The organism is Agrobacterium sp. H141 (genome assembly GCF_057158725.1).
In genome coordinates this window covers 2,410,015-2,435,209 of the sequence record NZ_CM169893.1, presented here as the reverse complement: position 1 = coordinate 2,435,209, position 25,195 = coordinate 2,410,015, and the positions used below count along the sequence as shown (strand labels likewise).

General features: G+C 61.4%; 24 protein-coding genes. 15 read left to right on the top strand and 9 right to left on the bottom strand.

The window, feature by feature from the left end; translation table 11 throughout:
• Window positions 1-37 precede the first annotated feature (37 nt).
• Window positions 38-475, top strand: a complete 438-nt coding sequence (locus tag ACWPM9_RS11055; RefSeq protein ID WP_484755165.1) for a DUF1489 family protein — start codon at window positions 38-40, stop codon at window positions 473-475.
• Window positions 476-633: 158 nt separating this feature from the next.
• On the opposite strand, the gene ACWPM9_RS11050 is transcribed toward ACWPM9_RS11055, so the two are convergent.
• Complete coding sequence (locus ACWPM9_RS11050) at window positions 634-1,413, bottom strand: N-acyl homoserine lactonase family protein (protein ID WP_484755164.1); 780 nt, start codon at window positions 1,411-1,413, stop codon at window positions 634-636.
• Between the two features lie 158 nt (window positions 1,414-1,571).
• Between ACWPM9_RS11050 and ACWPM9_RS11045 the strand changes: the two genes are divergently transcribed.
• Window positions 1,572-1,922 carry a hypothetical protein gene (locus ACWPM9_RS11045; protein ID WP_484755163.1) on the top strand — a complete coding sequence of 117 codons (351 nt, stop codon included), beginning with the start codon at window positions 1,572-1,574 and terminating at the stop codon, window positions 1,920-1,922.
• Between the two features lie 279 nt (window positions 1,923-2,201).
• Here ACWPM9_RS11045 and ACWPM9_RS11040 read toward each other — a convergent pair whose 3' ends face one another.
• Complete coding sequence (locus ACWPM9_RS11040) at window positions 2,202-2,603, bottom strand: GlcG/HbpS family heme-binding protein (protein WP_484755162.1); 402 nt, start codon at window positions 2,601-2,603, stop codon at window positions 2,202-2,204.
• A gap of 112 nt (window positions 2,604-2,715) precedes the next feature.
• On the opposite strand from ACWPM9_RS11040, the gene ACWPM9_RS11035 reads away from it, so the two are divergent.
• From ACWPM9_RS11035 to ACWPM9_RS10980, 12 genes are all read left to right on the top strand, one after another.
• The gene (locus tag ACWPM9_RS11035) at window positions 2,716-4,329 is read left to right on the top strand and encodes an ABC transporter substrate-binding protein (protein ID WP_484755161.1); all 1,614 of its coding nucleotides are present in this window, start codon (window positions 2,716-2,718) and stop codon (window positions 4,327-4,329) included.
• A gap of 62 nt (window positions 4,330-4,391) precedes the next feature.
• Entirely contained in the window at window positions 4,392-5,252 is an 861-nt protein-coding gene (locus ACWPM9_RS11030; RefSeq protein ID WP_484755160.1) for an ABC transporter permease, read from the top strand.
• Window positions 5,249-6,145, top strand: coding sequence for an ABC transporter permease (locus ACWPM9_RS11025; protein ID WP_484755159.1), 897 nt, complete (start codon window positions 5,249-5,251; stop codon window positions 6,143-6,145). The genes ACWPM9_RS11030 and ACWPM9_RS11025 overlap by 4 nt, the downstream gene beginning before the upstream one ends.
• A gap of 2 nt (window positions 6,146-6,147) precedes the next feature.
• The gene (locus ACWPM9_RS11020; protein WP_484755158.1) at window positions 6,148-7,608 is read left to right on the top strand and encodes an amidohydrolase family protein; all 1,461 of its coding nucleotides are present in this window, start codon (window positions 6,148-6,150) and stop codon (window positions 7,606-7,608) included.
• 50 nt (window positions 7,609-7,658) lie between these two features.
• Complete coding sequence (locus ACWPM9_RS11015) at window positions 7,659-9,107, top strand: amidohydrolase (protein ID WP_484755157.1); 1,449 nt, start codon at window positions 7,659-7,661, stop codon at window positions 9,105-9,107.
• Window positions 9,108-9,203: 96 nt separating this feature from the next.
• Window positions 9,204-10,730 (top strand): ABC transporter substrate-binding protein, encoded by a 1,527-nt coding sequence (locus ACWPM9_RS11010; protein WP_484755156.1) that lies wholly within the window; start codon window positions 9,204-9,206, stop codon window positions 10,728-10,730.
• Entirely contained in the window at window positions 10,730-12,280 is a 1,551-nt protein-coding gene (gene fdrA, locus ACWPM9_RS11005) for an acyl-CoA synthetase FdrA (protein WP_484755155.1), read from the top strand. Before ACWPM9_RS11010 ends, fdrA begins: the two co-directional genes overlap by 1 nt.
• Complete coding sequence (locus tag ACWPM9_RS11000; RefSeq protein ID WP_484755154.1) at window positions 12,267-12,443, top strand: hypothetical protein; 177 nt, start codon at window positions 12,267-12,269, stop codon at window positions 12,441-12,443. The genes fdrA and ACWPM9_RS11000 overlap by 14 nt, the downstream gene beginning before the upstream one ends.
• Window positions 12,444-12,464: 21 nt before the next feature.
• Window positions 12,465-13,730 carry a YlbE family protein gene (locus ACWPM9_RS10995; RefSeq protein WP_484755153.1) on the top strand — a complete coding sequence of 422 codons (1,266 nt, stop codon included), beginning with the start codon at window positions 12,465-12,467 and terminating at the stop codon, window positions 13,728-13,730.
• Window positions 13,727-14,983, top strand: a complete 1,257-nt coding sequence (locus tag ACWPM9_RS10990; RefSeq protein ID WP_484755152.1) for a YlbE family protein — start codon at window positions 13,727-13,729, stop codon at window positions 14,981-14,983. The genes ACWPM9_RS10995 and ACWPM9_RS10990 overlap by 4 nt, the downstream gene beginning before the upstream one ends.
• Before the next feature lie 5 nt (window positions 14,984-14,988).
• A complete protein-coding gene (locus ACWPM9_RS10985; protein WP_484755151.1) occupies window positions 14,989-15,960 on the top strand; it encodes an ABC transporter ATP-binding protein in 972 nt (323 codons plus the stop codon).
• Window positions 15,953-16,972: an ABC transporter ATP-binding protein gene (locus ACWPM9_RS10980; protein ID WP_484755150.1), complete on the top strand. Its 1,020-nt coding sequence runs from the start codon at window positions 15,953-15,955 to the stop codon at window positions 16,970-16,972. The genes ACWPM9_RS10985 and ACWPM9_RS10980 overlap by 8 nt, the downstream gene beginning before the upstream one ends.
• A gap of 49 nt (window positions 16,973-17,021) precedes the next feature.
• On the opposite strand, the gene ACWPM9_RS10975 is transcribed toward ACWPM9_RS10980, so the two are convergent.
• Both ACWPM9_RS10975 and arcC read right to left on the bottom strand, forming a co-directional pair.
• Window positions 17,022-17,870 carry an oxamate carbamoyltransferase subunit AllH family protein gene (locus tag ACWPM9_RS10975; protein WP_484755149.1) on the bottom strand — a complete coding sequence of 283 codons (849 nt, stop codon included), beginning with the start codon at window positions 17,868-17,870 and terminating at the stop codon, window positions 17,022-17,024.
• 2 nt (window positions 17,871-17,872) lie between these two features.
• Window positions 17,873-18,793, bottom strand: a complete 921-nt coding sequence (arcC, locus tag ACWPM9_RS10970; RefSeq protein WP_484755148.1) for a carbamate kinase — start codon at window positions 18,791-18,793, stop codon at window positions 17,873-17,875.
• Between the two features lie 315 nt (window positions 18,794-19,108).
• Here arcC and ACWPM9_RS10965 point away from each other — a divergent pair, with 315 nt between their 5' ends.
• Window positions 19,109-19,882: an IclR family transcriptional regulator domain-containing protein gene (locus tag ACWPM9_RS10965; protein ID WP_484755147.1), complete on the top strand. Its 774-nt coding sequence runs from the start codon at window positions 19,109-19,111 to the stop codon at window positions 19,880-19,882.
• 18 nt (window positions 19,883-19,900) lie between these two features.
• Here the strand turns inward: ACWPM9_RS10965 and ACWPM9_RS10960 are convergent, their stop codons facing one another.
• From ACWPM9_RS10960 to ACWPM9_RS10940, 5 genes are read right to left on the bottom strand one after another with little or no spacing between them, the layout of a single operon-like run.
• On the bottom strand, window positions 19,901-21,379 hold the full coding sequence (locus tag ACWPM9_RS10960) for a gamma-glutamyltransferase (RefSeq protein WP_484755146.1): 1,479 nt from the start codon (window positions 21,377-21,379) through the stop codon (window positions 19,901-19,903).
• A 30-nt stretch (window positions 21,380-21,409) separates the two neighbouring features.
• Complete coding sequence (locus tag ACWPM9_RS10955) at window positions 21,410-22,153, bottom strand: SDR family NAD(P)-dependent oxidoreductase (RefSeq protein ID WP_484755145.1); 744 nt, start codon at window positions 22,151-22,153, stop codon at window positions 21,410-21,412.
• A 2-nt stretch (window positions 22,154-22,155) separates the two neighbouring features.
• Window positions 22,156-23,628, bottom strand: coding sequence for an amidase (locus ACWPM9_RS10950; protein ID WP_484755144.1), 1,473 nt, complete (start codon window positions 23,626-23,628; stop codon window positions 22,156-22,158).
• A gap of 14 nt (window positions 23,629-23,642) precedes the next feature.
• Window positions 23,643-23,966, bottom strand: a complete 324-nt coding sequence (locus ACWPM9_RS10945) for a 2Fe-2S iron-sulfur cluster-binding protein (RefSeq protein ID WP_484755143.1) — start codon at window positions 23,964-23,966, stop codon at window positions 23,643-23,645.
• A 15-nt stretch (window positions 23,967-23,981) separates the two neighbouring features.
• Window positions 23,982-25,181, bottom strand: coding sequence for a cytochrome P450 (locus ACWPM9_RS10940; protein ID WP_484755142.1), 1,200 nt, complete (start codon window positions 25,179-25,181; stop codon window positions 23,982-23,984).
• Window positions 25,182-25,195: the final 14 nt, after the last annotated feature.

Sequence of the window (25,195 nt, the reverse complement as noted above, 5' to 3'; positions counted from 1 at the left end):
CTTGACCTTGCCGCCTGAGAGAGTATCTGCATCTGCCATGACACTGCATATGATCAAGCTTTGCGTTGGCGCCGATTCCATCGATGACCTCAGGCAATGGGTGGCTCAGCGCGCGCTGTCCGCTGTCTCTGCCGGCCTCGAACCCCAAAGCAGTCATGTCACCCGTATGGTACCCAAACGGGTGGAGGAGTTGCTGGATGGCGGCTCGCTGTACTGGATCATCAAGGGCCAGGTCGCGGCACGCCAGAAGTTCCTCGACATCAAGTCCTTTACCGACGAGCAGGGTATCAACCGTTGCGAACTGGTGCTGGTCCCGGAAGTGATCGAAACCGCACCGGCACCCCGCCGCCCGTTCCAGGGCTGGCGCTATCTGGAACCGGACGCCGCCCCCCGCGATCTCAGCCAATCCGGCGACGATCTGGCCGAAATGCCCGAAGACCTGAAACGCGAGCTCGCCGAACTCGGTCTTCTCTAGGCTGCGGCCCGCCCGGCCTTTCAGCGGCCGCCTTGCGACTTGTCTTCGTCGTCATTCTGATTGCGCGTCCGGGCTTGCAGTCTTGTGGCAACAGTCCCCGCAGGGTGAGTCCGATCCTCGACATTCCAGAGCCGCCGTCTCCGTTACCTGCGACGGTCTCAGTCATAAAAGTCGGGAGCCAGTTTGATCGTTTGGACAAGATCCGGATCATGGGTCAGGAAAAGCGTGGCACCGGTCTCCTTGACCAGGGTGTTGATGCGACGGATCGAGGCCAGGGCCTGTTCGTCGTTCGATGCTTCTCCAGGCAGGATTTCGTCGGTAAAATTGATCATCAGGTCGCCGACATCGGCGGCCAGCACGACACGGCCTGTGGCTGGCAGGTCGCAATCCAGAGACTGGTGTCCGGGGGAATGGCCGGGCGTGGCGATGATGCGCAAGCCTTGCATGATCTCCGTATCTCCGTCCACAAGGGTCCAATCCAGTCCGCGAAGGGCATAGTCGGAGGGAAAGCAACTGCTCCTCACAGCGGTCGAATGGCCGTATTCGAACTCTGTGCGAGAGATCACGAATGTGGCCTGTGGCATATGCTTGAGATGGCCGGTGTGGTCGGCATGCAGATGGGACAGGATGACCATGGTGATATCGTTGAACCCGATACCAATCTCGGCAAGCTGCCGTTCCATTTCGTGATGCGGTTTGACGACCGGCGGCGGGTTCCAGCCTTTGGATAGGTATAACGCCTCCAGCTTCGTTTGATCCCGCAGATTGGCTTCATCCAAACCGGCATCGAACAGGACCCAGCCTTCTTCCGTGTCGAAGAGATAAGCGGTGATCGGAACAGAGATGACGAAACGTGCGCCAATGTCGCGGGTCGAAATCGTTTTGGGAATGATTTCATAGCCGCAAAGAAGCACGAACATTCGTTTGATCTTGGTCACTTGGACCTCCTGTTTGACGGGACTGCCTTGCGCCACAGCTGGTCGAAGGCGTTGAGGTTCGATTATGCGGCCCGGGTTGCCGTCGACAAAATCGATACGGCCCGGGGATACGGGCTTGGGGCCGGAGCCGGACAAGCCTTGTCATGCACGACGACGTCGTGGACATCGACCGGCAGAATGAACAGGCCCTTGTCGACATAGATCCGGGCCGCCGGCTCATGGAGCGCCTTCCGCGCGGCGATGCCGGTTCGCTTGGCCCCTTCCTCGACGGGCGCAACCTCTTGCCGATGTTCCACATGAAAGAGGCTGAACGTTGTTTCGGCGGCATGGATTGCCGTGACCCCGCGGTCGCGATGTGCCGTTCCGATGGCGGGGGAATTGCGGTTGTCTTGATGGATTTTCCGGCCAAAGCGGCACTGTTCGTCTTGCTGCGATCGGGACGCGATCACTTTTTTTGGTCTCTGATCGGCTTGACTATAAATTTCCTATTGGAAAATTGTCAATCTTGATGTTTCTTATAAGAAAATAAATAGTCCTCGATACGGCGTGTGTCGTTGAACCCGTCAGTTGGGCATCGCGACGCACATTATACGGTCCATCCAGATCACGCTGCTGATACGGCGCTCCGCAAGGCAGAACGGTATAACCTCAAGTTTTGAGTGAACAGAAGGGTAGTCATGCTAGAGGCAGGTTGCGATCATGACAATCGAACACGACGTCAATGCACTCCTGCCGCGCCGCCTGCAGGGCGTGCGCCGCCGCAGACCGTCGCTCGCCGGGTTTGCCGGCTAACTTTCACAGCCGATTGCGCCAGCGCCGGCAAGGGCACATTCCTCATCGAGATCGGCACTGGCCCCGCCCACGCCGATCGCGCCCAGCAAAAGACCATCCTGCAACAGGGGCACCGCCCCCTTGGCATATATCATATTGTTTCCCTCCAGCTCGGCGATGCGCTGCATGACGACGGAGGTCGGTGGAATGGCGCCGCTTCTGGACCGCGTCGCAGCGGCGGTCAATGCCTTTCCCTGGCAACCGTGGATGCTGGCCCAATTCGAACCATCCATCCGCGCAAAGGAAACGAGCCGGCCACCAGCATCGCAAACGCAGACACATATGGCGATGTCGCGCTTGTTCGCGAAGGCGATGGCGGCGGCAATGGCGGTCTGGGCCTGTTCAAGGGTCAAGGTCATACGGGGGGAACTCCGGGAATGAAATCACAACAATAATGTTCACATTGACAATTTATGTTCGCAATTGCAACATTCTGTCCAGCGTCATGCTACAAACACAAAAGGGGAAGTTATGCCGCAGTTTACACGTCGTGAAGTTTGCGTCGCAGGCCTGAGCGGTCTGCTGTTGTCGGCCTTTGGAGTGGCTGCCGCGCGCGCCGCCGATGGGGAAAAATCGGTCGTGAGGCTTGCAAGCACAAAGGCGGCTGCGCGTCTCGACCCTCATATCGACGTCAAGTGGGAAGTCCTCATGGTGCTGTCGGCCGTCTACGACACGCTGGTCTATCAGGACAAGACGGGCAAGATCGTGCCCGGACTGGCAACCGCCTGGCAGGTTTCGGAGGATGGTTTGCGCTATGAGTTTGAGCTGCGCGAGGGCGTCAGCTTCCACGACGGCGCGCCGTTCAATGCCGAGGCGGTCAAGTTCAATTTTGAGCGCATCAACGCGATCGGTCCGAAATCGCAGAAGGCTGCGTCCCTGATCGCCGATGTGTCCGGCGTTGAGGTGATGTCCCCCACCAAGGTCGCCATTCTCCTGAAGGAAGCGAATGGCGGCTTCCTGTTCAACCTGAGCCTGACATATCTGGCAATGGTGTCGCCTGCGGCTGCCGCGCGATGGGGCGATGAATATCATATGCATCAGGCGGGTACGGGACCTTACAAGTTCTCGGAATACGATATCGGCGAGAAATACACATTGGTGAAAAACCCCGACTATGCCTGGGCTCCGGAGAGCTTTGCCCATCCGGGGCCGGCATTGGTCGATGAGCTGCAGTGGCGCTTCCTGCCCGAACCCTCCAGCCGTTCGGTCGCGTTGCTTGCCGGCGACTTCGATATCGTTTTCGACCTGCTGCCAACCAGTCTCAGCAGGGTCCAGGCCTCGTCCGACTACGAGGTGATCTATTCGCACCTGACGGGGCAGCCGACCTACTGGTTCCTCAATACCCAGAAGGCCCCGACGGACGATCTGGCCGTGCGTCAGGCTCTGCTCCATGCCGTCAACATGGAAGCCGGCGTGAAGTCGATCATGCGTGGCATTGCGCCGCAAGCACGTGGTCCGCTGTCGCATGCGACGCCGGAATTTGCACCGCAACTGGACGACCTCTACCCCTACGATCCGGCAAAAGCCGCCTCGATACTCGACGCGGCCGGCTGGGTCGTCGGCGCCGATGGCATTCGACAGAAAGACGGCCAGCCCTTGGTGCTGGAGGTCGCGATGGCGTCCTGGGGCAGCAGCGAGCCCTTCAGTATTTTCCTGCAGTCGCAACTGAAGGAAATCGGCATCAAGGTCGAGCTGCAGATGCTCGAATACGCCGTTCAGGTCCAGGCCGGCAAGAAGGGGGAAAAGAACCTGCTGTTTACCGGCGGCTCGGGTTTTGCCGCCGGAGACTCGCTGATACCCTTCTTCCTCTCCGAATATGCCGATGACGGCTTCGCCTTCTCCAAGTTCAAGGACGCGAAACTGGATGCGCTGATGATCAAGGCCAAGGAAACCGCAGACGATGCGGAGCGGACATCTCTGTACCAGCAGGCCCAAATCTACATCATGGAGCAGGCACTCATTCTCCCTGTCTACGACTACACGGTGGCAATCGGTGCCAGCAAGCAGATGCAGGGACTGGATTTTGGTCTGGTCGGCCTGGTGACAAGCGCACATGACATGTCCATCGCAGGAAAGCAGGGCTAGTGTTCAGGTTCATTGTCCGCCGAATTATTGCATCACTCCCGGTCGTCCTGGGAGTGGTCAGTTTGTCGTTTGCGCTCATGTATCTTCTGCCCGGAGATCCCGTCAGCACCATGCTGGCGCGATCCGGTGCCTCGGTCCAGCAGATCGAGCAATTGCGGGACCAACTCGGCCTCAATCTACCGCTCTACGAGCAATATTTCAGCTATCTGGGCAATGTGCTGCTGGGCAATTTCGGGCGGTCGATCGTCAGCAGTGACAGTGTGCTCAATCTGCTGGCGAATTCCGTTCCGTCGACACTGCTTCTGACCACCCTCGCTATGCTGGTTGCCATTCCTGTCGGAATTCTTCTCGGTGCAATCGCGGCAGTGTCCAAAAGCGTCTGGTTCGACCGGCTGGTCCTTGGCTTCAACGCGGTCAGCATTTCCGTTCCTGCCTTCTGGTTCGGACTGATGATGGTGCTGTTGTTTTCGGTGCAGCTCGGTTGGTTGCCCGCGTCCGGCCAGGGCAGCATCGCCCATCTGGTCTTGCCGACATTGACCCTGTCGCTCGGTGCGATGGGCACGATCGCCAAGGCTGCCCGGACGAGCATGCTCGAGGTGTTGAAGCAGGACTACATTCTGACCGCACGCGCGCAAGGCAAGTCGAATGTGTCGATCATGATCGAGCATGCGCTGCCGAATGCGATGATCTCGGTTGTCACGATGATCGGCTTGCAGTTCGGCTGGTTGTTTTCCGGGGCCTTTTTCGTCGAGGCTGCCTTTTCCAGGAAGGGACTGGGTTCCGTGATGGTCGATGCCATCCTCGACAAGGATTTCCCCCTGGTTCAAGGGGCCGTCCTGCTGACGTCGCTGGTCTACGTAGCCTTGAACATCGTGATTGACGTCATCTATGCCCTCATTGATCCAAGGATCCGGTTCGAATGACAGTGCTTGCGCAAAACCAGAAGAGCAGGGTGGCCTACCGGCTCTCCAAGATCGGTGCCGGCGTGCTTGCCGTCGTCAAGGCGTGTTACGCGCACAAAACTGCCCGCTTCGCGTTGGGCACTCTGGCGCTGTTTGCCGTGCTGGCAATCCTTGCGCCCCAGCTGGCACCTTATGATCCTTACGATGTCAGGATCGAGAACTCGATGCTGCCGCCCAGCCTGTCGCATCTCATGGGGACGGATCTCGCCGGCCGGGATATTCTGTCGAGAATGCTGTATGGCTCGCGCGTGTCACTGGTCATTGGCATCTTCGCGGTTGCCATCTCGGCCTCGATCGGCGCGACACTCGGGTTGATCTCCGGCTTCTACGGCGGTCGGATCGACAATCTGCTGATGCGCCTCGTCGATGTGATGATGGCATTTCCGGGCGTGCTGCTCGCAATGTCGATCGTTGCCGTGCTCGGCACCGGACTGAACAATGTCATCATTGCCGTCGGCATCGGGGGCATCACCAATTTCGCCCGGGTCAGTCGCGGTGCGGTGCTCAGCATCAAGGAAGAAGTCTATATCGATGCGGCGCGCAGCACCGGCTGCTCGGACCTGCGGATCATCTTCCTGCATATTTTGCCCAATGCCTTTCCGCAGATCCTGGCACTCGCCAGCATGTCTTACGGTTGGGCACTTTTGGGTGCCGCCGGACTGAGTTTTCTGGGGCTTGGCGCAACGCCGCCGGATCCGGAATGGGGGGCAATGCTCAGTGACGGTCGGACGGTGATGTGGGATGCGCCTTGGGCTGCGGTCTTTCCGGGGATCGCTATTCTACTGGTTGTACTTTCCTCCAATCTTCTGGGCGATGCGATCCGCGATATGCTCGATCCCAAACTGCGCAATTAGCCATGGCAGAGCAGGCAAGTCTCATCCGCGCAGGAACGGTGATCACTGATCCGTCGACACATCCGGGCTATCTCGACAAGGCGGCGATCTATGTCGAAAATGCCACGATCAAGGCGATCGGTGCGTTCGATGATCTGCGCGCGGAATTTCCGACAGCAAGCGTCTTTGGCAGCGAGGCGGCGATTGCGTTGCCCGGCCTGATCAATGCGCATGATCACGGCCGGGGTCTGTCTCCCCTCAGTCTCGGGATCGACGACGATCTCCTCGAAATCTGGATCCTCAGCCTGCTGCAGATGCCCATGCTGGATGTGGAGCATGACACGGCGCTTTCTGCGCTTCGACAACTGAAAAGCGGCATCAGCACCACGATCAACAGCTATTACCATCCGCGCATTTGCGAGGAAAACCTCAAGGCCGTGCTCAGCGGTTACGCGGCATCCGGCATCCGTGCCGGCATCGTCTACAGCGCGATGGATGACAGCGTCGTGGCGCGTTTGCTCCAACAGGCGCGCGCCGTCATGCCGGCAGAGCACCGTCCGGCCATCACGGAATTTCTTGAGCAGCGGCAACCCTTCGACGTCGAGCGCTATCAGGCCATTCTCCGAGCTTACGCTTCGATTTCAGACTCTTCGCGCAATTGGCTGATGGCGGGGCCGATCTCGGCGCATTGGAGCAGCGACGCGCTGCTGCAAACGATTGAGGCCACGGCCCGGCAGCTCGGCCTGCACACCCAGATGCATTTGCTGGAAAGCCCGCACCAGGCGCGCGACAATTGCAAATTTGCACCGAAATCGCAGCTGTCCCACCTGGCGGATCTGGGCGTCCTGCATGAACGGCTGTCCTGCGCCCACTGCGTCCAGATGACCGAAGACGATATTGCCCTGATGGCGCAGTCGGGCGCATCGGTTGTGCACAATCTGAGTTCCAATCTGCGCCTGAGGAACGGGCTCGCACCGGTTGGCCGGATGCTGGAGGCCGGGGTCAATGTCGCCCTTGGACTGGATAGTGCGGCTCTGAACGACGATGCCGACATGTTCCAGGAAATGCGTCTCGTCTATCGCAGCCATGCTGCACTGACTGCCCGTCAAGTGTTGTCTATGGCAACTGTGAACGGTGCACGGGCATTGGGTCTGTCCGCCCAGTTGGGAACGATCGAAGTCGGCAAGAAAGCCGATATCCTGCTGCTCGACGGAGACCGCGTCGTCGCACCTGGGTTGATGGCGCCGCATCGGATCTTTGAGCGACTGGTGAATTTTGGACGTCCGGAGGCCGTCCATATGCTCTTCGTCGATGGCCAACCTGTAATCCGTGACGGGCTGCACCCGAAGCTTGACGAAGCCGCATTGACGGCGAGCCTCTTCGATATGGCGGCAGTCGAGAGGGACCTAAGATCGATGCAAACCGCCAAGATGATTGCCGAGGTCACGCCTTATTTGCGGCAAATCCTGCAAGGCGTGCCTTGATGACGGTCGACACCGCACCGCTATCGTCGAGTTTAACTGGAAGGCCAAACATGCATAAAAAAGGCCGGGATCAGACAAGCAGTGCCGGCACTGGAACGCCGTTGGCAGATGCCGACCGCACGCGCATCGTCGACCATGTCGAGGCCTATGCGCCGACGATGAATGCACTCGCGCAATCGATGTGGCTCAATCCCGAACTCGGCTATCAGGAAACCCAGGCTTCGGCGTTGCTGGCGCAGGCCTTGCGCGACCAGCAATTTACCCTGAGCACCGGTGTGGCAGAGATTCCGACCGCTTTCGTTGCAACCTATGGCGCGGGGCAAGGTCCTGTCATTGCATTCCTGGCGGAAATGGATGCGCTTCCAGGCTTCTCCCAGGCTGCCGTGCCAAACCGACAGCCGGTGGAGGGACTGACGAAAGGGCACGCCTGTGGCCACAATCTCTTCGGCGCGGGATCGCTGGGCGCGGCCATCGCGGTCACGCGCTGGATGAAGGAGAGCGGCGTGACCGCCGAGGTTCGCGTCTATGGCACGCCCGCGGAGGAAGGGGGCGCCGGCAAGGCCTATATGGCACGCGCCGGTCTCTTCGATGATATCGATGTCGCCCTCCATTGGCATCCGGGTGACAGCAACACTGTCTGGCAGAACCACTCTCTCGCCAGCATGGGCGCGAAATTCCGCTTTCACGGCAAAAGTGCGCATGCGGCCAGCGCGCCGGAAACGGGTCGCTCGGCGCTCCATGCTGTCGAAGCCTTCCATCATATCGCAGCCATGCTGCGCGAGCTGGTGCCGCTGCATACCCATATCCACTACGTCGTCACACGCGGGGGCGACGCGCCGAATACAATCCCGGATTTTGCCGAAAGCTATCTCTCGGTGCGCCACCCGCAGGCCGCGGTCGTGCGCGAAGTCTTTGCCCGGGTCAGACAGGCGGCTGAGGGTGCTGCGATGGGGACAGGCACCCGTGTCGAGATCGAGCAGATCGGCGGGATCCATCCCTTGCTGCCGAATGATACGCTCGGCCGGCTGACCTACCAGAACCTTCAGGCCGCGCCGCCCATCCGCTGGTCCGAGGAAGAATTGCAATTCGCCCGCGTGTTGCAGGAAACCCTCGACGACAAACCCGACCTTTCGTCGGTTTCGCAGGTGGGTGGCTACTATCACGGTCAGATCGGTGCCTTCTCGACCGATGTTGGCGACCTCAGCTGGATCGCGCCCTGCGCGGCCCTGGGCACGGCAACCTGGGTGCCGGGCACCCGGCCGCACACCTGGCAGGCAGTTGCCGCCGGGGGCACGTCAATCGGCCAAAAGGGCATGAAGCTCGCCGCCATCGTTCTGGCGACGACTGCCGCCAGTCTTCTCCGGTCGCCGGAGCACTTGGAAAGCGCGAGATCCGAATTCCTGTGCTCAAGAGGTCCCGCCTTCACATATCAGCCACTTATCTCGGCGGGCGGACCTCCGCTTGATTACCGACAGGGGCAAACCGGTACGGCGCGTTGACGGAAGCGACATTTTCCCATTGCAATCGACTCCAAAGGCGATACAAATACGAACATATGTTTTTTATGTGAACTTATCGAAGTCGGGACGGATACATTGAAGCAGCTGAAAATAGGCGTCCATTACGAGCCCTCCGGGGTCGATCCGCATCTGGGGGCCGCCGAATTGGCGTTGCAGATGACGAATGGGGTATTCGACACCCTGGTGAACAAGACGGCCGAAGGCGATTATCTTCCCGGGCTGGCGCTTTCCTATTCTGTCTCCGAGGATCAGTGCGTCTACAGGTTTAACCTGCGGCAAGGGGTCGTCTTCCACGACGGAACCCCGTTCGATGCGTCTTCGGTGAAGTTTTCCCTCGATCGTGCGCGCGACCCGGCGTTGAAGTCGCAATTGGCCGGTGGGCTTCTCGGCAGCTATCGGGAAAGCCGCGTGGTCGATACGCATTGTGTCGAGATCGTGCTGGACGCGCCTTACGCGCTGTTGCTCGATGCGCTGAGCCAGGGCTGGCTTGCGCCCGTCTCCTCGAAGGCCGTCGCAGAAAAAGGCGCATTGTTCGCCCGCCATCCGGTCGGCACCGGGCCATTTGTCTTTGATCGCTGGATCGCGGGCGACTGCATCGTGCTGAAGCGCAATGCGGCCTATGCCTGGGCGCCGCCGCTGGTCGAGAACAAGGGGCCGGCGTTGATTGACGAGATCGTCTTCAAGTTCCTTCCCGACAATGAGCAGCGCACAGCGGCGCTGCGTGCGGGCGATGTCGATGCAATCTATTTTACCAACCCTGCGGACTGCCGATCACTGCGTGCCGATGGCCGGTTCGATGTCACGACTTGGCCGATCCGAGGGGTCCCGGTGAGCTTGATGATGAATATCAAGAAGACGCCGACAGATGACCTTGCGGTGCGTCAGGCGATCAGTCATGCGCTCGACGTGGACAGCCTGGTGCAGGAGGTTTTTCACGGCGAATTCCAGCGCGCCCATGGTCCCGTATCGCAGTTTACACTGGGCTACGATCCCGCCGTCGAGGGAGCCTATGCTTTCGATCCGGACAAGGCGGGCCGGATGCTGGAAAAGGCCGGCTGGTTGCTTGGCGCCGATGGCCGGCGCTATCGTGACGGCGTGCCGCTGTCCGTTGTATTTTATGCCCTTCCAGTGAATTTCTACCCGCAGTTCGGTGCGATCGTGACGCGTCAACTCGCGCGCGTCGGCATCGCCGTCGACGTCTTGCTCTGCGATCCAGGTCCCTGGATCCGGGCTGGCATGAATGGCGAGCACAACCTCATTCCGCAGGGAAAATATGCCAGCACGTCGCAATTGTTGAGCTTTGTCTACCACGCGCGCCGCAGCGGCCCCGACGGTTATGGCTGGAGCAAACGCGGAGCGGACGACTATCCCGAGATCGACAGCTTGACCGATGCCGCCGAGACCTGCCTCGACAAGGAGGATTATGTGCCGCTGTTCAAGCAGGTTCAGCAGGCGGTGATGCAGGCCGCGCTCGCCGTACCACTGCACTGCAATACCAACATCGTCACCTCCAGTGCCGGCATTACCGGCATGGCATTCGATGCGATCGGCGCTTACCCGCTGTGCCATGACACCGATATGCCGGCAAGGAAGGTGCAGTGATGGCTTCGCGCGTCCTAATCCGTCCCAAGGAATATCACGACTCGGTCCGGCTGATGCGGGTGTCCGAGGCACTCCGGCGCGAGCCAGGCGTCAGCGAAGCCATGGTCATGATGGCCACCGCCAACAACAAGAAGATCCTCGAAACCTCCGGCTTGCTCACCGCCTCCGTGCGCGATGCCAATCCCGATGATCTCGCGATCGCAGTCATTGCCGATACCGAAGAGGGCGCCGACGCGGCAATCGCGGCTGCGGGCAGGGCGCTCAGCGAAAAGAGCCAGTCGGCCCGCAAGACGGCTAATCCACGCTCCCTGGATGCAGCTTATGCCCTGAAGCCGGATGCACGGCTGGTCGTCATCTCGGTACCGGGTCAGTTTGCCTTTCGCGAAGCCAAGCGGGCGCTTGAGATCGGGCTCAACGTGCTGATGTTCAGCGACAACATGCCGCTCGACGAGGAAAAGACCCTGAAGATGCTTGCGGCAGAGAAGAACCGCCTGATGATGGGACCAGATTGCGGCACCGCGCTGATCAACGGGATCGGATTCGGATTCGCCAACAAGGTTGCGCGGGGCGCGATCGGGATCGTTGGCGCATCGGGTACCGGGATCCAGGAAATCTCGTGCCTGCTCGATGCCATGGGCGAGGGCGTGAGCCATGCGATCGGCACCGGGGGCAGGGACCTGCACGAGGATATCGGTGGGCTCACCATGCTGCAGGGCTTGAAGCTCTTGGCCGAGGACCCGAACACAGAGGTGATCATCGTCGCCTCCAAACCGCCGAGCCCGCAGGTCGCAGAAGCCGTGCTGCGTTTCGTCGAGACGATCGGCAAGCCGGTCGTCGTCAACTTTCTCGGCAAGGACCAGCCCGTTGACCATCGCGGCAACATCATCTTTGCGAAAAGTCTGGCCGATACCGCGCAGACAGCAGCACGGCTGCGCAACCCGCAAGCGACGCTGCCGGCTTTGCCGGACGCCGATGCCGATGCCTTTGTCACGGCGTCCAGGGCCATGCTGGCGCCGACGCAACGCTATGTGCGCGGGCTCTATGCCGGCGGCACATTGTGTTACGAGGCCATGCTGATCCTCGGTGAGGCTTTGGGGCCGATTTCATCCAATCTTGCCTATGGTGACAATCGGATTGCCGACTTGTTCTCAAGCCGGGGCCATACGGTTATCGACATGGGAGATGATGCCTATACCCAAGGTCGCGCTCATCCGATGATCGACCCCTTCATGCGCAACCAGCGGATATTGAAGGAGGCAGAAGACCCGGATGTCGCGCTCCTCCTTCTCGATCTGGTGATCGGTTACGGCGCTCATCAGGATCCTGCCGGTGTGCTCGCAGACACGATCCGCGACGCACGCTCACTCGCGGCCGCACAAGGTCGGCGACTGCCGGTCATCGTCACGATATGCGGGACGCAAGATGACATCCAGAATTATGACAGCCAGCGCGACAGGTTGGTCGAGGCCGGAATTCAAGTCGTGCGCAGCAATGCCGAGGCCGCAGCGCTTGCGGCCCGTTTGGTGAGGGACATCCATGCCACACACTGACAATCCACTCCTCATCGAGGAAGACCTCCCCGTCATCAATCTCGGGGTCGAACTCTTTGCCGAAACGCTGCAGCAGCAGTCGGTCGACGTCGTGCATGTCCAATGGACGCCTCCGCCGCCGCGCGACGAAGAGCTGATGACCCTGCTTGATGCCCTTATCTGATTGCGAGTGCCGGAGAAAAACATGTCCCAACTGAAAACGTTGATTGAACAGGCCAATGCGAAGACGCTCGACATCATGCGTCAGGGCAAGCCGCAGCTTGTCGATGTTGCGCCTGCCATCGACGTCCTGCCGGGCATGAAGCCCAATCTGATCCTGCATTCGGCGCCCGCAATCGCCTTTGACGACATGTGTGGACCGCATCGCAACGGCATCGTCGGTGCCGCGCTCTGGGAGGGCCTGGCAAGCAGCGAGGATGAAGCCATTGCGAAGATCCGCAGCGGCGATATCCTGACCGCGCCCTGCCACCACCACGCCGCCGTCGGCGCGGGTGCCGGCATCACATCGGCCTCCACGCCGATGCTCGTTGTCGAAAACAGCACCTTCGGCAATCGTGCCTATAGCTGCATCTCCGAGGGCGGCGGATTGCGCCTGCTGAAATGGGGCTATTACGATGAGAGCGTCGGCAAGATTCTCTCCTGGCAGGCCAAGGTCTTTGCCCCCGTGCTGAAGGCGGCGCTGAAGGCCTCCGGGCCGATCGACATCCGCAACATCATTTCCCGTGCGGTCGAGATGGGCGACGAGTGCCACAACCGGACGATCGCCTCGACTGCGCTCTTTCTGCGTGAGCTTTATCCGCATCTGCTCGAGGTGGACCTGCCGCGCGACGATGTTCGCGACTCGATCCGGTTTCTGGTGCAATCGGAACATTTCCTGCTGCATGCGATCATGGCGGCCGCCAAATCGATGCTGGTTGCGGCAGAAGGCATCGAGTATTCGACCGTGGTGACCGCCATGGCCCGCAACGGCGTGGACTTCGGCATCAAGGTTTCAGGTCTGGGCGACCAGTGGTTTACGGCACCGGCCAATCATGTGCGCGGCCTGTTTTTCCGCGCGGAATGGAACGCGGAGGACGCAACGGCGGATCTCGGGGATAGCGCCATCACCGAAACGGTTGGTCTTGGCGGCTTCATCCAGCCTTCGGCTCCGACGGTCACCCAATATGTTCAGGGCAGCGTCCAGCAAGCGATCGCCAACACGCTCGAGATGGGGGAGATCTGTGTCGGATCGAACAACGACGTGCGCATCCCGGTCATGGACTTTGCGCCGGCGCCGATCGGGATCGATATCCGCAAGGTGGTGCAGACCGGCATTACGCCTCTGATCGACACGGCGATCACCCACAAGAATGGCGGCCTGATCGGCGCCGGCGAGGTGCGGGCTCCGCTGGCCTGTTTTGAAAAGGCGCTGAAGGCCTTCGGGCAGAAGGTGACGGGGGCTGCAGCATGAGCCTTGCCGAAACCGTCGAACACGCCAATCGTGAAGCCTTCTCGCGGCTGGCATCAGCAAAACCCGTCTGGATCGATGTGCGCCCCGCAATCGAGGTATTGCCCGGCATGACGAAGTCGACCGTGCTTCACGCCGGTCCGCCGATCGCCTGGGACGATATGTGCGGCCCCCAGAAAATGGGAGTGGTCCAGGCAATCCTGCACGAGGGACTGGCTTCGACCGAGAGCGAAGCGGAAGAGCTCATCCGGGCCGACAAGGTCGTGATTGCACCCTGTCATCACTACAAGGCCGTGGGTGGCATGGCCGGTATCACCAGCGCTTCCAGTCCCTTGGCTGTGGTCCACGATCCAGTTCACGACAGCTACGGCTATTCCCAGCTGTTTCAGGGGCCGGCCTCCGGTCTACAAAACCGGGACGACTACAACCGCGAGGCCCGCAAGCGCTGGACCTGGCTCGAAACGGTGCTCTGTCCCGTTCTCGGCGCCGCGATCCGCCATCTCGGCGGACTACCGGTCAAGCCGATCCTCTCCCGTGCTCTGGAAATGGGCGATGAATGCCACAATCGCAACAGCGCCGGCAGTGCCATGGTGCTGAACGCGATTGTGCTGGCGATCTACGAGACCTGTGAAGACCGTGATCTGCGTCGTGAGGCGATTGACTACCTGACGGGCGCGGAACAGTTTGCGCTCTGTATTTCCATGGCGGCCGCGAAGGCGATGGCCGATTCGATGGCAGGGATCGCGCACAGCACCGTCGTGACCGCCATGTGCCGCAATGGCGTCGACTTTGGCATCAGGGTCGCCGGCCTCGGCGATCAATGGTTCACCGCACCCGCAAATCGTATTCAGGGTCTCTACTTTTCGTCGGAATGGAGCGATGCCGATGCGGTGCCTGATATTGGCGACAGCGCCATCATGGAAACGATCGGTCTCGGTGGACATGCGCAGGCCGCAGCGCCCGTGCTCCAGCAATTTGTCGACGGTTCCTTCGAACGGGCGGTCTCCCTGGTTCAGAACATGCAAGGCATCACGGTCGATCTCCTTGCCGAGTTCAAGATCCCGAACATGGACTTCGCCGGTGCGCCGGCTGGGATCGACATCCGCAAGGTCGTGCAGAATGATGTGACGCCGGTGATCGACACCGCGATTGCCCATCGCAAGGGTGGCGTGATCGGAGCCGGCCAGACCCGCGCACCATCAGACTGTTTTGTCAAAGCGCTTCGCGCCTACAATGGGCAATACCTGAAAGAGTAGAGCTGATGGAACCGTTGCTGAGTGTCCGAGACCTGAGCGTCACCTTTCGATCGAACCGGAAAACCGTGAATGCGGTCAAGAACCTGTCGTTCGACGTCGGCAAGGGTGAGATCGTCGCCATTGTCGGCGAAAGCGGTTCGGGGAAATCCAATGCGGTTCTGGCGCTTCTCGATCTGGTGCGCGCGCCCGGAGAGGTGGAATCCGGTGAGATCCTGTTTGACGGGCAGGATCTCACGCAGCTCTCGCCGCGGCAGATGCGCAAGATTCGGGGAAACCGGATCGCGATGATTTTCCAGGATCCGATGACTGCGCTCAACCCGCTGCTTTCGGTCGGGCGGCAGCTGTCGGACCTCGCCAGGGACCATCTCGGCCTCGGCAAGGCGGCGGCCTATCAGAGAGGCGTCGAGACCCTTGCAAAGGTCGGAATTGCCGCGCCTGAACGGCGCATGGCGAGTTATCCGCACCAGCTCTCCGGTGGTATCCGTCAGCGTGTGATGATTGCCATGGCGCTGATCTGCGAGCCGGACCTCTTGATCGCCGACGAGCCGACCACGGCACTCGATGTGACGATCCAGGCCCAGATCATCGAATTGATCAAGGGATTGCAGCGGGAATACAAGATGTCGATCATCTGGATCACTCATGATCTCGGCGTGGTCGCATCGCTCGCCGACCGGGTGATCGTCATGTATTCCGGCACGCAGATCGAGTCAGCTTCGGCCAATACGATCTTCAATGGCACTGTGCACCCCTATACGGAAGCGCTGCTTGCCTCGATGCCCCGGGTCGATGTGCCGCCTGTCGAGGAACTGGTGACACTTCCTCCGCCCCTGGACAAGGACCCGTTGTCGACGGGCTGTCTTTTTGTCTCGCAGTGCCGCTATGCGATTGATCGCTGTCGCGAGGTCGAACCGATGCTGGATGAAGTTGTTCCCGGACATTTTGCACGCTGTTGGAGGATCGACAGAGATGAATAACTCCAGACAGGACGGCGCCATTCGCGTGAAGCCGCTTGTATCCGTCGATGATCTCGACGTGCATTTCGGCGCCGGGCGTGCCAGTTTCGCCTCCGCCGCGAGCGCCACCGTGCGCGCGGTCGATGGCTTGACCTTTACCATCGAGAAGGGTGAGACGCTCGGATTGGTTGGCGAGTCCGGTTGCGGTAAATCCACGGCGGGCAGGGCCATCCTTCATTTGCAGAAGCCGACCGGCGGACGCGTCGTGTTCGACGGGCAGGATCTCAGCCTGCTGTCCTCCCGGCAAGTCCGGCAGATGCGCAAGCGCATGCAGATGGTCTATCAGGACCCTTTTGCCTCGCTCAATCCCCGGATGAGGGTCAAGGATATCATCGCCGATCCGCTGGCAGTCCACAGTCTGGCCAAGGGGCGCGCGCGCGACGAACGCGTCGTCGAATTGATGGAGCTGGTGGGGCTCGACGTCTCGCAGATGGAGCGGTTCCCGCACGAATTTTCCGGCGGGCAACGCCAGCGGATCGGCATTGCGCGCGCGCTCGCCGTCGAGCCGGATTTCATCGTCTTCGATGAATCGATCGCCGCGCTCGACGTTTCTGTCCAGGCGCAGATCATCAATCTGCTGAAAAAGCTGCAGCGGGAAAAGGATCTTACCTATCTCTTCATTTCCCACGATCTTGCCGTGATCCGGCACATCGCGCATCGCGTCGCCGTCATGTATCTGGGGGAGATTGTCGAAATCGGGCCGAGCGAGGCACTCTATGCCACCCCGCGGCATCCCTATACGCGCGCGCTGTTGAAATCCGTGCCTGTCCCGCAGGTGAAGAACGGTGAGAAGCCAAAGCTCGAAGGCATCAAGGGCGAATTGCCCAGTCCGCTGGACGTGCTGCCGGGCTGCCGCTTCTGCAATCGCTGTCCGATTGCCGTGGAGCGCTGCTCGGTCGAGAAGCCGCTGCTGGAAGTGACGACGAGCGGGCATTTCGTCGCCTGCCATCTGGCGCGCGACAGGCCCCGTTGATGAGCCCCCAAACAGGGAATTGAGGGCGCGCGACAGGCCATTCGGCTCCTTATCGTCGTTGCAGAAATCCGGCCCATATGAATCCGGCCAGCGTGTCGGCACCGGAACTGTGGCCGTGTGCCAGGACCGCATCCAGGCTCTGCTGCAGATTGCTGTGAAGGTTTCGTCTTTCGCAGCACAGGAGCAAATCTTTCCACGCCTCCGAGACATGTCCATGTGCCGCAGCTGTCATGAAAGCATGCGACAAGGTTGTCGTTCTACCCCTTGCTGCCGCCAGTATCGCGAACGCTGCGCTCTCAGGTGACTGCCACGTGGCCCAGAGCATGGTCATGACACCGCACAGGAAGTCATCGCCGCTCGGCGTCAAACCAGCGCCCAGTCCTGCCATGTGCGCGGCGCCGTCGAAGATTGCGGACGTGTCGCCACACGCGAGCCCTGTAGCCAGTCGGCCGAGATCGCAGTCGGGCATGGTGCGCGATTCAGGGTGAGCGAGCACAGTTGCGAGCAACGGCGAATGATGTGTGCGTGCCCGGGCGGCCATGATCAGATGCTCCAGGAACCCCCTTATCTGCGAACCATCCAGCCTTGGCGTGGCGGACGGCCAGATCTGCATGTCGTTCAGTGCGATGCGAAGCCCAGGAAGGGCAATTTCCTGTCCTTGCAGGAGGCCGTCGGCCTGGGACGCCATGTCGTCCCAATCGGGCCAAGCGCAAAGCGCGAGGTTCATCGGCCCTGAAGGCTCATTCGGCCCCGTCAACACGAGTAGAGGTCCGCCCTTGGCCGATTTCACATCCAGATAGACATGCCGGTCGAATTGCGCGAGCAGACGCAGCGGGCAGGGGCCGTCAGGCAACTGCGTCGCGGCAAATGCGCCGATCCGTCGGGCTGTCACATCCATCGTCACGAACCAGTGTGACGGGGGATGATACGGGTGCCGGCCTTTCCCTGCACGATGTCGTCGATCTGATGCAGTGCTCCGATGGCGGCCGGCTTCCCGGTCGCTCGCACGAAGGCGAGTGCCGCCTCGATCTTCGGGCCCATCGACCCCTTGGCGAAGGTCTCCTGATCCAACTGCTCGGGTGTCACATCGCGCAAAAGCCGTTGATCCGGTGTGGCGTAGTTCTCATAGACGCCCTCGACATCGGTTGCGATGACGAAAAGGTCGGCGGGAACCTTGGTGGCCAGCAGACTGGAGGCCCGGTCCTTGTCGATGACCGCCTCTATGCCTTCCACCGTGTTGTCGCCCGTCGTTATGACCGGAATGCCGCCGCCGCCGGAGCAAATGACCACCGCATTGTTTTCCAGCAGCCAGCGGATCGGACGGTGCCACAGGATCCGTTTGGGGCGCGGGGATGGCACGACCCTGCGCCACTTTTTCCCGTCGAGCTTGAATTGCCAGCCGTGGGTCGTGGCATGCGCCTTCGCCTCTTCCTCATCGAAAGATGGACCGATGAATTTGCTCGGATCTGCGAATTCCGGGTCGTTTGGGTCAACCTCCACACGGGTCAGGATGGTTGCGATCGGTACGTCATAGCCGAGGAGATTGCCGAGTTCCTGTTCGAGAATGTAACCGATCATCCCACCCGTGGCCGCACACATGACATCGAAGGGATAGGGCGTAGCGGCCTTGAACATTTCCGCCTGCATCGCCAGAAGTCCGATCTGCGGTCCGTTGCCGTGGGTCAGGATCAGTTGATGCGAACGCGCCACCGGCTCGAGAGAGCGCGCTGCGATCCTCGCGTTTTTCCACTGGGTGGCGGTGGTGGGTGGTTCGTTGCGCTGCATCAATGCGTTGCCGCCCAGTGCTACGACTATTTTCATGATCGACTTTCCTCACGGCGCGCAGGCCAATGCATCAAAGTTCATATAATGCACATTAGTTCACCATGAGCAAATTATTCGGTTGCCAGTTCTCTCTATATTCGTGCATACAACCGGCGGAGATCGGTGCAGGGGGCACTGGATGATCGACGGCGCTGGACAATGGCTCAACGCGCACCACCGGCACTTGGGGCGGCGGGCGGCGGGTGGCGAGATTGTTCCGGCTTGCGAAGCCTATGCGTGGCTGCTTAGGTGCTCGACTGGCGTGCCTGTCGCCGTTGTATTTATGCAAAGTGGATTTTTTTCGTGACTGACATGCATTTGGACAAAGAAGAAAAGACCAAGTCCATGGTGGGCTCGCTCGCGCATGGTCTCAACATCATCATGGCGTTCGACAGAAACAACCCGCAGATGACCTTGTCGCAGGTGGCGGAAAAGACCGGCATGGATCGCGCCGGTGCGCGGCGTTATCTTCTGACACTGGTCGGCCTCGGTTTCGTGGAGCAGAACGCCCGCCTGTTCCGCCTGACGCCGAAAGTCATGGATTTGGGATACGCATACCTGTCATCCGTGCCGCTCAGCGAGAAGGCGCAGCACTATCTGGAGAACATCCGCGACAAGTCCGGCTTTCCGGTTGCGCTCGGCATTGTCGACGGCCTTTTCATTGTCCATGTCGCCTCCGCCAATACCGATGAACTGATCTCTCCCGCGCTGACGATCGGGCGCCGCTTTCCGATTGCCTATGCGTCCGCGGGCCGCGCCATCCTGTCGGCGATGGAGGATGCCGAGCGTGAGCAGGTCCTCGCGCAGGTCACTCTGGAACCGATGACAGATGCCAGCATCCGCACAATCGATGCGCTGCGGGGCGAACTCGAGACTGCCAGGACGAAGGGCTATGCGCTGGTCGACCAGGAAATGCAGGTGGGCGTGCGCTCCTTGGCGGTCCCGATCCTCAATGTGAAGGGCGCTGTGGTCGGCAGTTTCAACACCTTCACCTTCACCAGCCTCGTGTCCAAGGAGCAGCTGATCACAGAACTTCTGCCTGTGCTTCAGGACGCGGCAAAGGACTTGCAGCGCATGCTCACCTGAGCGCGTTGCCATGGTTCGTCAGATGACGCCCGACCAGGTCATGCGCCGCCAGTCGGATACGGCGATGGGCGCCTGATCCAGCGTGCCGGCCAGGACGACTGCGCCGAAGCGCGTGTCACCATCGGCAAGGGGGCGCAAGGCATGGCCCTTGGCCGCAAGGGCCGCGCGTGCCGGGTGGCTTTCCTCGATCAGCACATTGCCGTTTTCGCTGCGCCAGCGCGGTGCCGCCACGGCCGAGGCGATGTCTTCGCCGTCGCGGTAGATTTTCGACAGGACCTGCAGCAGGGTCTGCACCTGTCCGTCGGCACCGGGCGTTGCCAATGCCAGGGCGCCCTCGGATGAAACGACGAGTGCGGGTGCCAGCGTATGCACCGGGCGCTTGCCGGCCGCCACGTCATTCGGCGCCGGTCCGAAGCCGGCGGCGCGGTCGTTGAGGGTGATCCCGCATTCCGGCACGTAGACGCAGGAGCCGAAATCGTCGAACACGCTGACCAGCGAAGAGACGGTCAGGCCGCTGTCATCGGAGACTGCGACGCCGGCCGTGTGCAGATAGGCGCGGGGACCGCCCCTCAGCAAGGCGCGCTCCGGATCGAAGGTCAACCGTTCATCCAGCAACGCCAGACCTTCACCGACGCGGGCGCGATAGGCAAAGGACGATTCCGTCAGTTCGATACCGGCATGATCGGCGGCGGCTCCCGTCGGTCTCCCGGACTGCTCGACTGCAGCCAGCGCCATGTTGAGCAGGATGCCTTGCGCCATCGGCGGCTGGGTCGCGACCTTCACCCCGGACCATTCCGTCAGGATGGGGGCAACGATCTCGCAGGCATGGTTGGCGAGGTCGTCGCGTGACAGTCTTCCGCCGAGAGCGCCGACCGCTCTGGCGATCGCCTCTGCCGCATATCCCTGGTAGAAGGCGGCCTCGCCATCTCTGGCAATCGCTTCCAATAAGCCTGCAAGGGCAGGCTGAACGAACAGATCGCCGCGCGATAGCCCCATCAGCGCCCAGCTCTCAGCCCCGCCGGCCAGAAGACGGTCGCGTTGGGCAATACAAGCCGTTTCAAGGATGTTCGTCAGGCGGAAACCCTGCCGCGCAATGCGGATGGCGGGTTGCAATGCGTCTGCAAGAGCAAGGCGCCCCCAGCGTCTTGAGGCCTGGCTCCAGGCGGCAACGATGCCGGGGACCGTGATGCCGTTGGCGCCCTCAAGCTCTTCGCCGGCATAGGCCGCAGGGGCAGCCCCCGCGCCATTGATGGCATGCACGGCGCCACCCGGTTCATGCACCAGGCACAGCATGTCGCCACCGAGACCGCAGGCGTCCGGTGCCAGAACGGTCAGGACCGCCTGTGCCGCGATGGCTGCGTCGACCGCCGTGCCGCCGGCAAGCAGGATTTCCTGACCCGCCGAGACCGCAAGAGGGTGCGCGGCGGAGACGGCACCGCGCCGTCCTTCGAGGACCGGACGGATGGCGGAGGAATAGGGGTCGCGGATGACTGGCATAGAGAGGCCCTTGATGCGTGATAACGGAAACTAGACAGCGGTATAGCCGCCATCGACGACCAGCGACGTGCCGGTGATGTAACGGGCGGCGGGTGACGACAGGAACAACACGGCACCAGCCACGTCCTGCGGTTCCCCTTGCCGTCGCAGAGGGATGGCGGCTTCGATCCGGGCGCGCGATGCGTCGGCATCCGTTTGATGCGACCAGAACGGATCGTTGAACGGTGTCTCGATCCACCCGGGCAGCAGGCAATTGACCCGCACCCCATGCGGTCCCAACTCGTCTGCCAGGCTACGGGCAAGGCCGATCAGGCCCGCCTTGCTGGCATGATAGGCCGGCATGCCCGCATGGCCGCGCAGCGCTCCGGTAGAAGACGTAAAGAGCAGGCTGCCATTGTCGGAGCGCATCAGATGCGGGGCTGAAGCCTTGGCCAGCAGGAAAGGCAGGCGCAGGTTGAGCGCCATCGACCGTTCCCACATCTCCAGCGTCCAGTCGTTCAACGGGGCCGACTGCAGGATCGCGGCCGTGACGAAGACCGTGTCGAGACCACCGAGCGTATTCACGGCTGCAGCGACACATCGGTCGGCGGCGTCGGGCGCCAAGAGATCGATGGACAGGTGGGTTACCCGCCCTTTTGCCGCCTGAGAGATCACCTCGGCGGCGCCTTCGGTATTGATGTCGGCGAGCAGCACGTCGTGGCCCGCAGCCGCAAAGGCCAGCACCGCTGCCCGGCCGATGCCCGTTGCGCCTCCGGCGACAAGAACCTTTCCCATCGTTATTCCCTTCCACCGGGCGCGTTTTCCGAGCCCGTCAAAAATTGGCTTTGCGGCGCAAGGCCGGTCCAGCGGTTTGCCTCTTCCAGCTCGGCCGCCAATCCGAGAAGCAACGCCTCGTCACCATAGCGACCGGCAAAGAGCACGCCCACGGGAATCCCGTTTCTGGTCGTTCCAAGGGGGACCGACATCGACGGCTGTCCGGTCCAGTTATAGAGCCCGGAAAAACTCGTATAACGGCGATTGAGCGCGGCCGCCGCCGCGTCGGTATGCTCAAGGCTGATGGTGCCGGGAGAGGGCGGTAGTTCGGCCATCGCAGGCGTCAGGATGGCGTCATAGTCTTGCATGAAGCGCTGCATGGCAAATTCGGTTTCCAGCATCCGCTCACGCGCCTGCAGGATGTCTGTTCCCGAAACATCGAGCCCCGCGCGGTAACGTTGCCAGGTCACCGGCTCAAGCTCTGCCTCGGTCGCCAGTCGCCCGACGCGATGTTCGATGCCCTGGACCGTCATCGCCACGGAGGCCAGGCGCAGCGCGCGTTCGGCATCCCAGAACGTTTGCGCCGAAACCGGTAGGGTCGCCGGTTCGACGGCGTGTCCCAGCGACTGACACAGCGCCGCGGCATCTTCCAGTGCCGTGAGACAGTCCGCTGCAGGCTCGATGCCATGGACCGAGCGGCCGACGAGAGCAATCTTCAGCCGCCGTCCCTGCTTGCCGAGTGCCCTTGCGAAACCTCCCGCCAAATACCGTGGCGCATGGGCTGCCATCCGTTCTCCGCTGCATTCGATGTCGAGCAATGCGGCGCTGTCACGAACCGTGCGGGTCAGGACGTGCTGCACCGCAAGGCCCGCCGCGCCCTCGAAGCGTGAGGGACCGAGCGCTACCCGTCCGCGCGACGGCTTCAGGCCGAACAACCCGCAACAGGCGGCCGGGATGATGATCGAGCCCCCCGCATCGGTCGCGTGCGCCACGGGAACGACACCCGAGGCGACAGCGGCCGCCGCACCACCGCTTGATCCACCGGCTGTGCGGGTGAGGTCGAATGGGTTCAGGGTCACGCCATGCCGGCGGCTTTCGCTGGTCGATGTGCCGCCGAATTCCGGGCTGTGTGTCCGGCCAAAAATCAAAAAGCCCGCTGCCTCGAAGGTATCGACTACGGTCGAATTCGAGACAGCGGGAGCTGGGGAGAAAAAGGCCGAACCATTTTCGCAGACGGTGCCGGCAAGGTCGGTAAACAGGTCCTTGATCAAAAACGGCACGCCGCCGAACGCTGCGTCTGACGGCACAACCGCACTTCGTGCACGTGCACGTGCCTCATACAGAGCCGTAACGGCGTTCAGCGATCCATTGACGCATGCCAGACGCCGAAGTGCTGCATCGAGCAATTCGTGGCCTGCCACCTCTCGCCGACGCACGAGCCCCGCCAGGCCTGTCGCGTCGTGAGCCACATAGTCGTCATGGGAGAGCGGCGCCACCGGATGTCCCGTGCTCAGACTTGGGTCGGCGGGAGCCGGACAATCAGGCCATCCAGCGCTGCCGACATGGGCAGTTGGCAGGACAGGCGGCTCTTTGCCGTGCGTTCGCTGGATGTCGCCTCCAGCATCTCCTCCTCGACCGGGCCGATCGGCGGCAAGGCGTCGAGATTGCCGCTTTCGACATAGATATGACAGGTGGCACAATTGGCCGAGCCGCCGCATTCCCCGAGGATCCCGTCCAGATTGGCGTGAATTGCAGCTTCCATCAGGCTGTGGCCGACAGGAATATCGAGCGCGGTTTCCGCTCCCTCTGCGCTGATGAAGGTGACTTTGGGCATGTGCGTATTATCCTTTCAATGCTTGCGGGGCGTGAGTTTAAGCGGAAGGCTTGTCACACCCCTGAGGCCTGGATTGAGCCGGACCTGTGACGGGCCGGCCGGCTCCAGCGCTTCAATGCGGGCCACCAATGCCTGGAAAAACACCTCCGCTTCCAGACGGGCGAACATCTGGCCGACACAGCCGTGGATGCCGACGCCAAAGCCGATCTGCCCCACGGTCCGGCGGCGAATGTCGAAGGTATCAGGCTTTTCCCAACGGGCCGGATCACGGCCGGCGGAGCCGATGAAACACATGATTTTTTCGTGTTTTCCAAGCACTGTGCCGGCAAATTCCACTTCGCGCGTCGTCGTGCGAAACAGGCTCTGGCTGGATGAATCATAACGGGTCGCCTCTTCGAAGGCGTTGCGCGCAAGGCTTGGGTCGTCGCGCAGCAGCGCCCATTGGTCCGGATGCTCGGCCAGCGCCCGCAGGCACAGACCGATGGAGTCGATCGTTGTATCGACACCCGCTGACAGGAACGAGCGGACCAGCAGGCCGCCTTCCTCCTCTGTCAGTTCTCCGGCATCGACGGCCTGATAGATCATCTCGCCGACGCCACCGGGCGCAATCGCCTCGCGCTTGCAATGGGCAAGGACCCAGTCCTGCACCGGACCGATCTTGCTGAGGAGATCTTCATACCAGGGCGTTGCCGGGCCGAAGGCGCCGAACACCATGGCTCCGTAAGCGAGAAGATTTTCACGCCCCGTTTCCTCAATGCCGACAGAATCCGGAAACACCTTGAGCGGATAGGGGATGACGAGCTCCGGCATGGCGTCGATCGTACCGCGGTCTGCCACCGCATCGACGAACATCGCGGCATCCGTCTCGAAGCGTGGGCGAATGGCGCGCAACGTCTTCGGTGACAATGCCCGGGTCAGTGCCGCACGCGCTTTCTGGTGTTCCGGCGGATCGACCTCCAGGATGATGCTCGGGCGCCGCCATGGCTTCTGCTTGAAATAGTTGGGCAGGCCCCCGCCGCCGGCATTGCTGAACGTCTCCCAGTCGGTGAGCACGGCGGCCACGGTGTCGTGGTGGGAGACAGCCCAGATCTCGTGCTTCTCCAGCCAGACGATCGGGCCGAGCGCGCGCAGCATCGCATAGGCCTTGTAGGGATCGGCCCGAAACTCCGGCGAGAAGGGATCGAGATCGGATGTGACCCGCGCTGTGTTTGACATAATGCCTGTTCTCC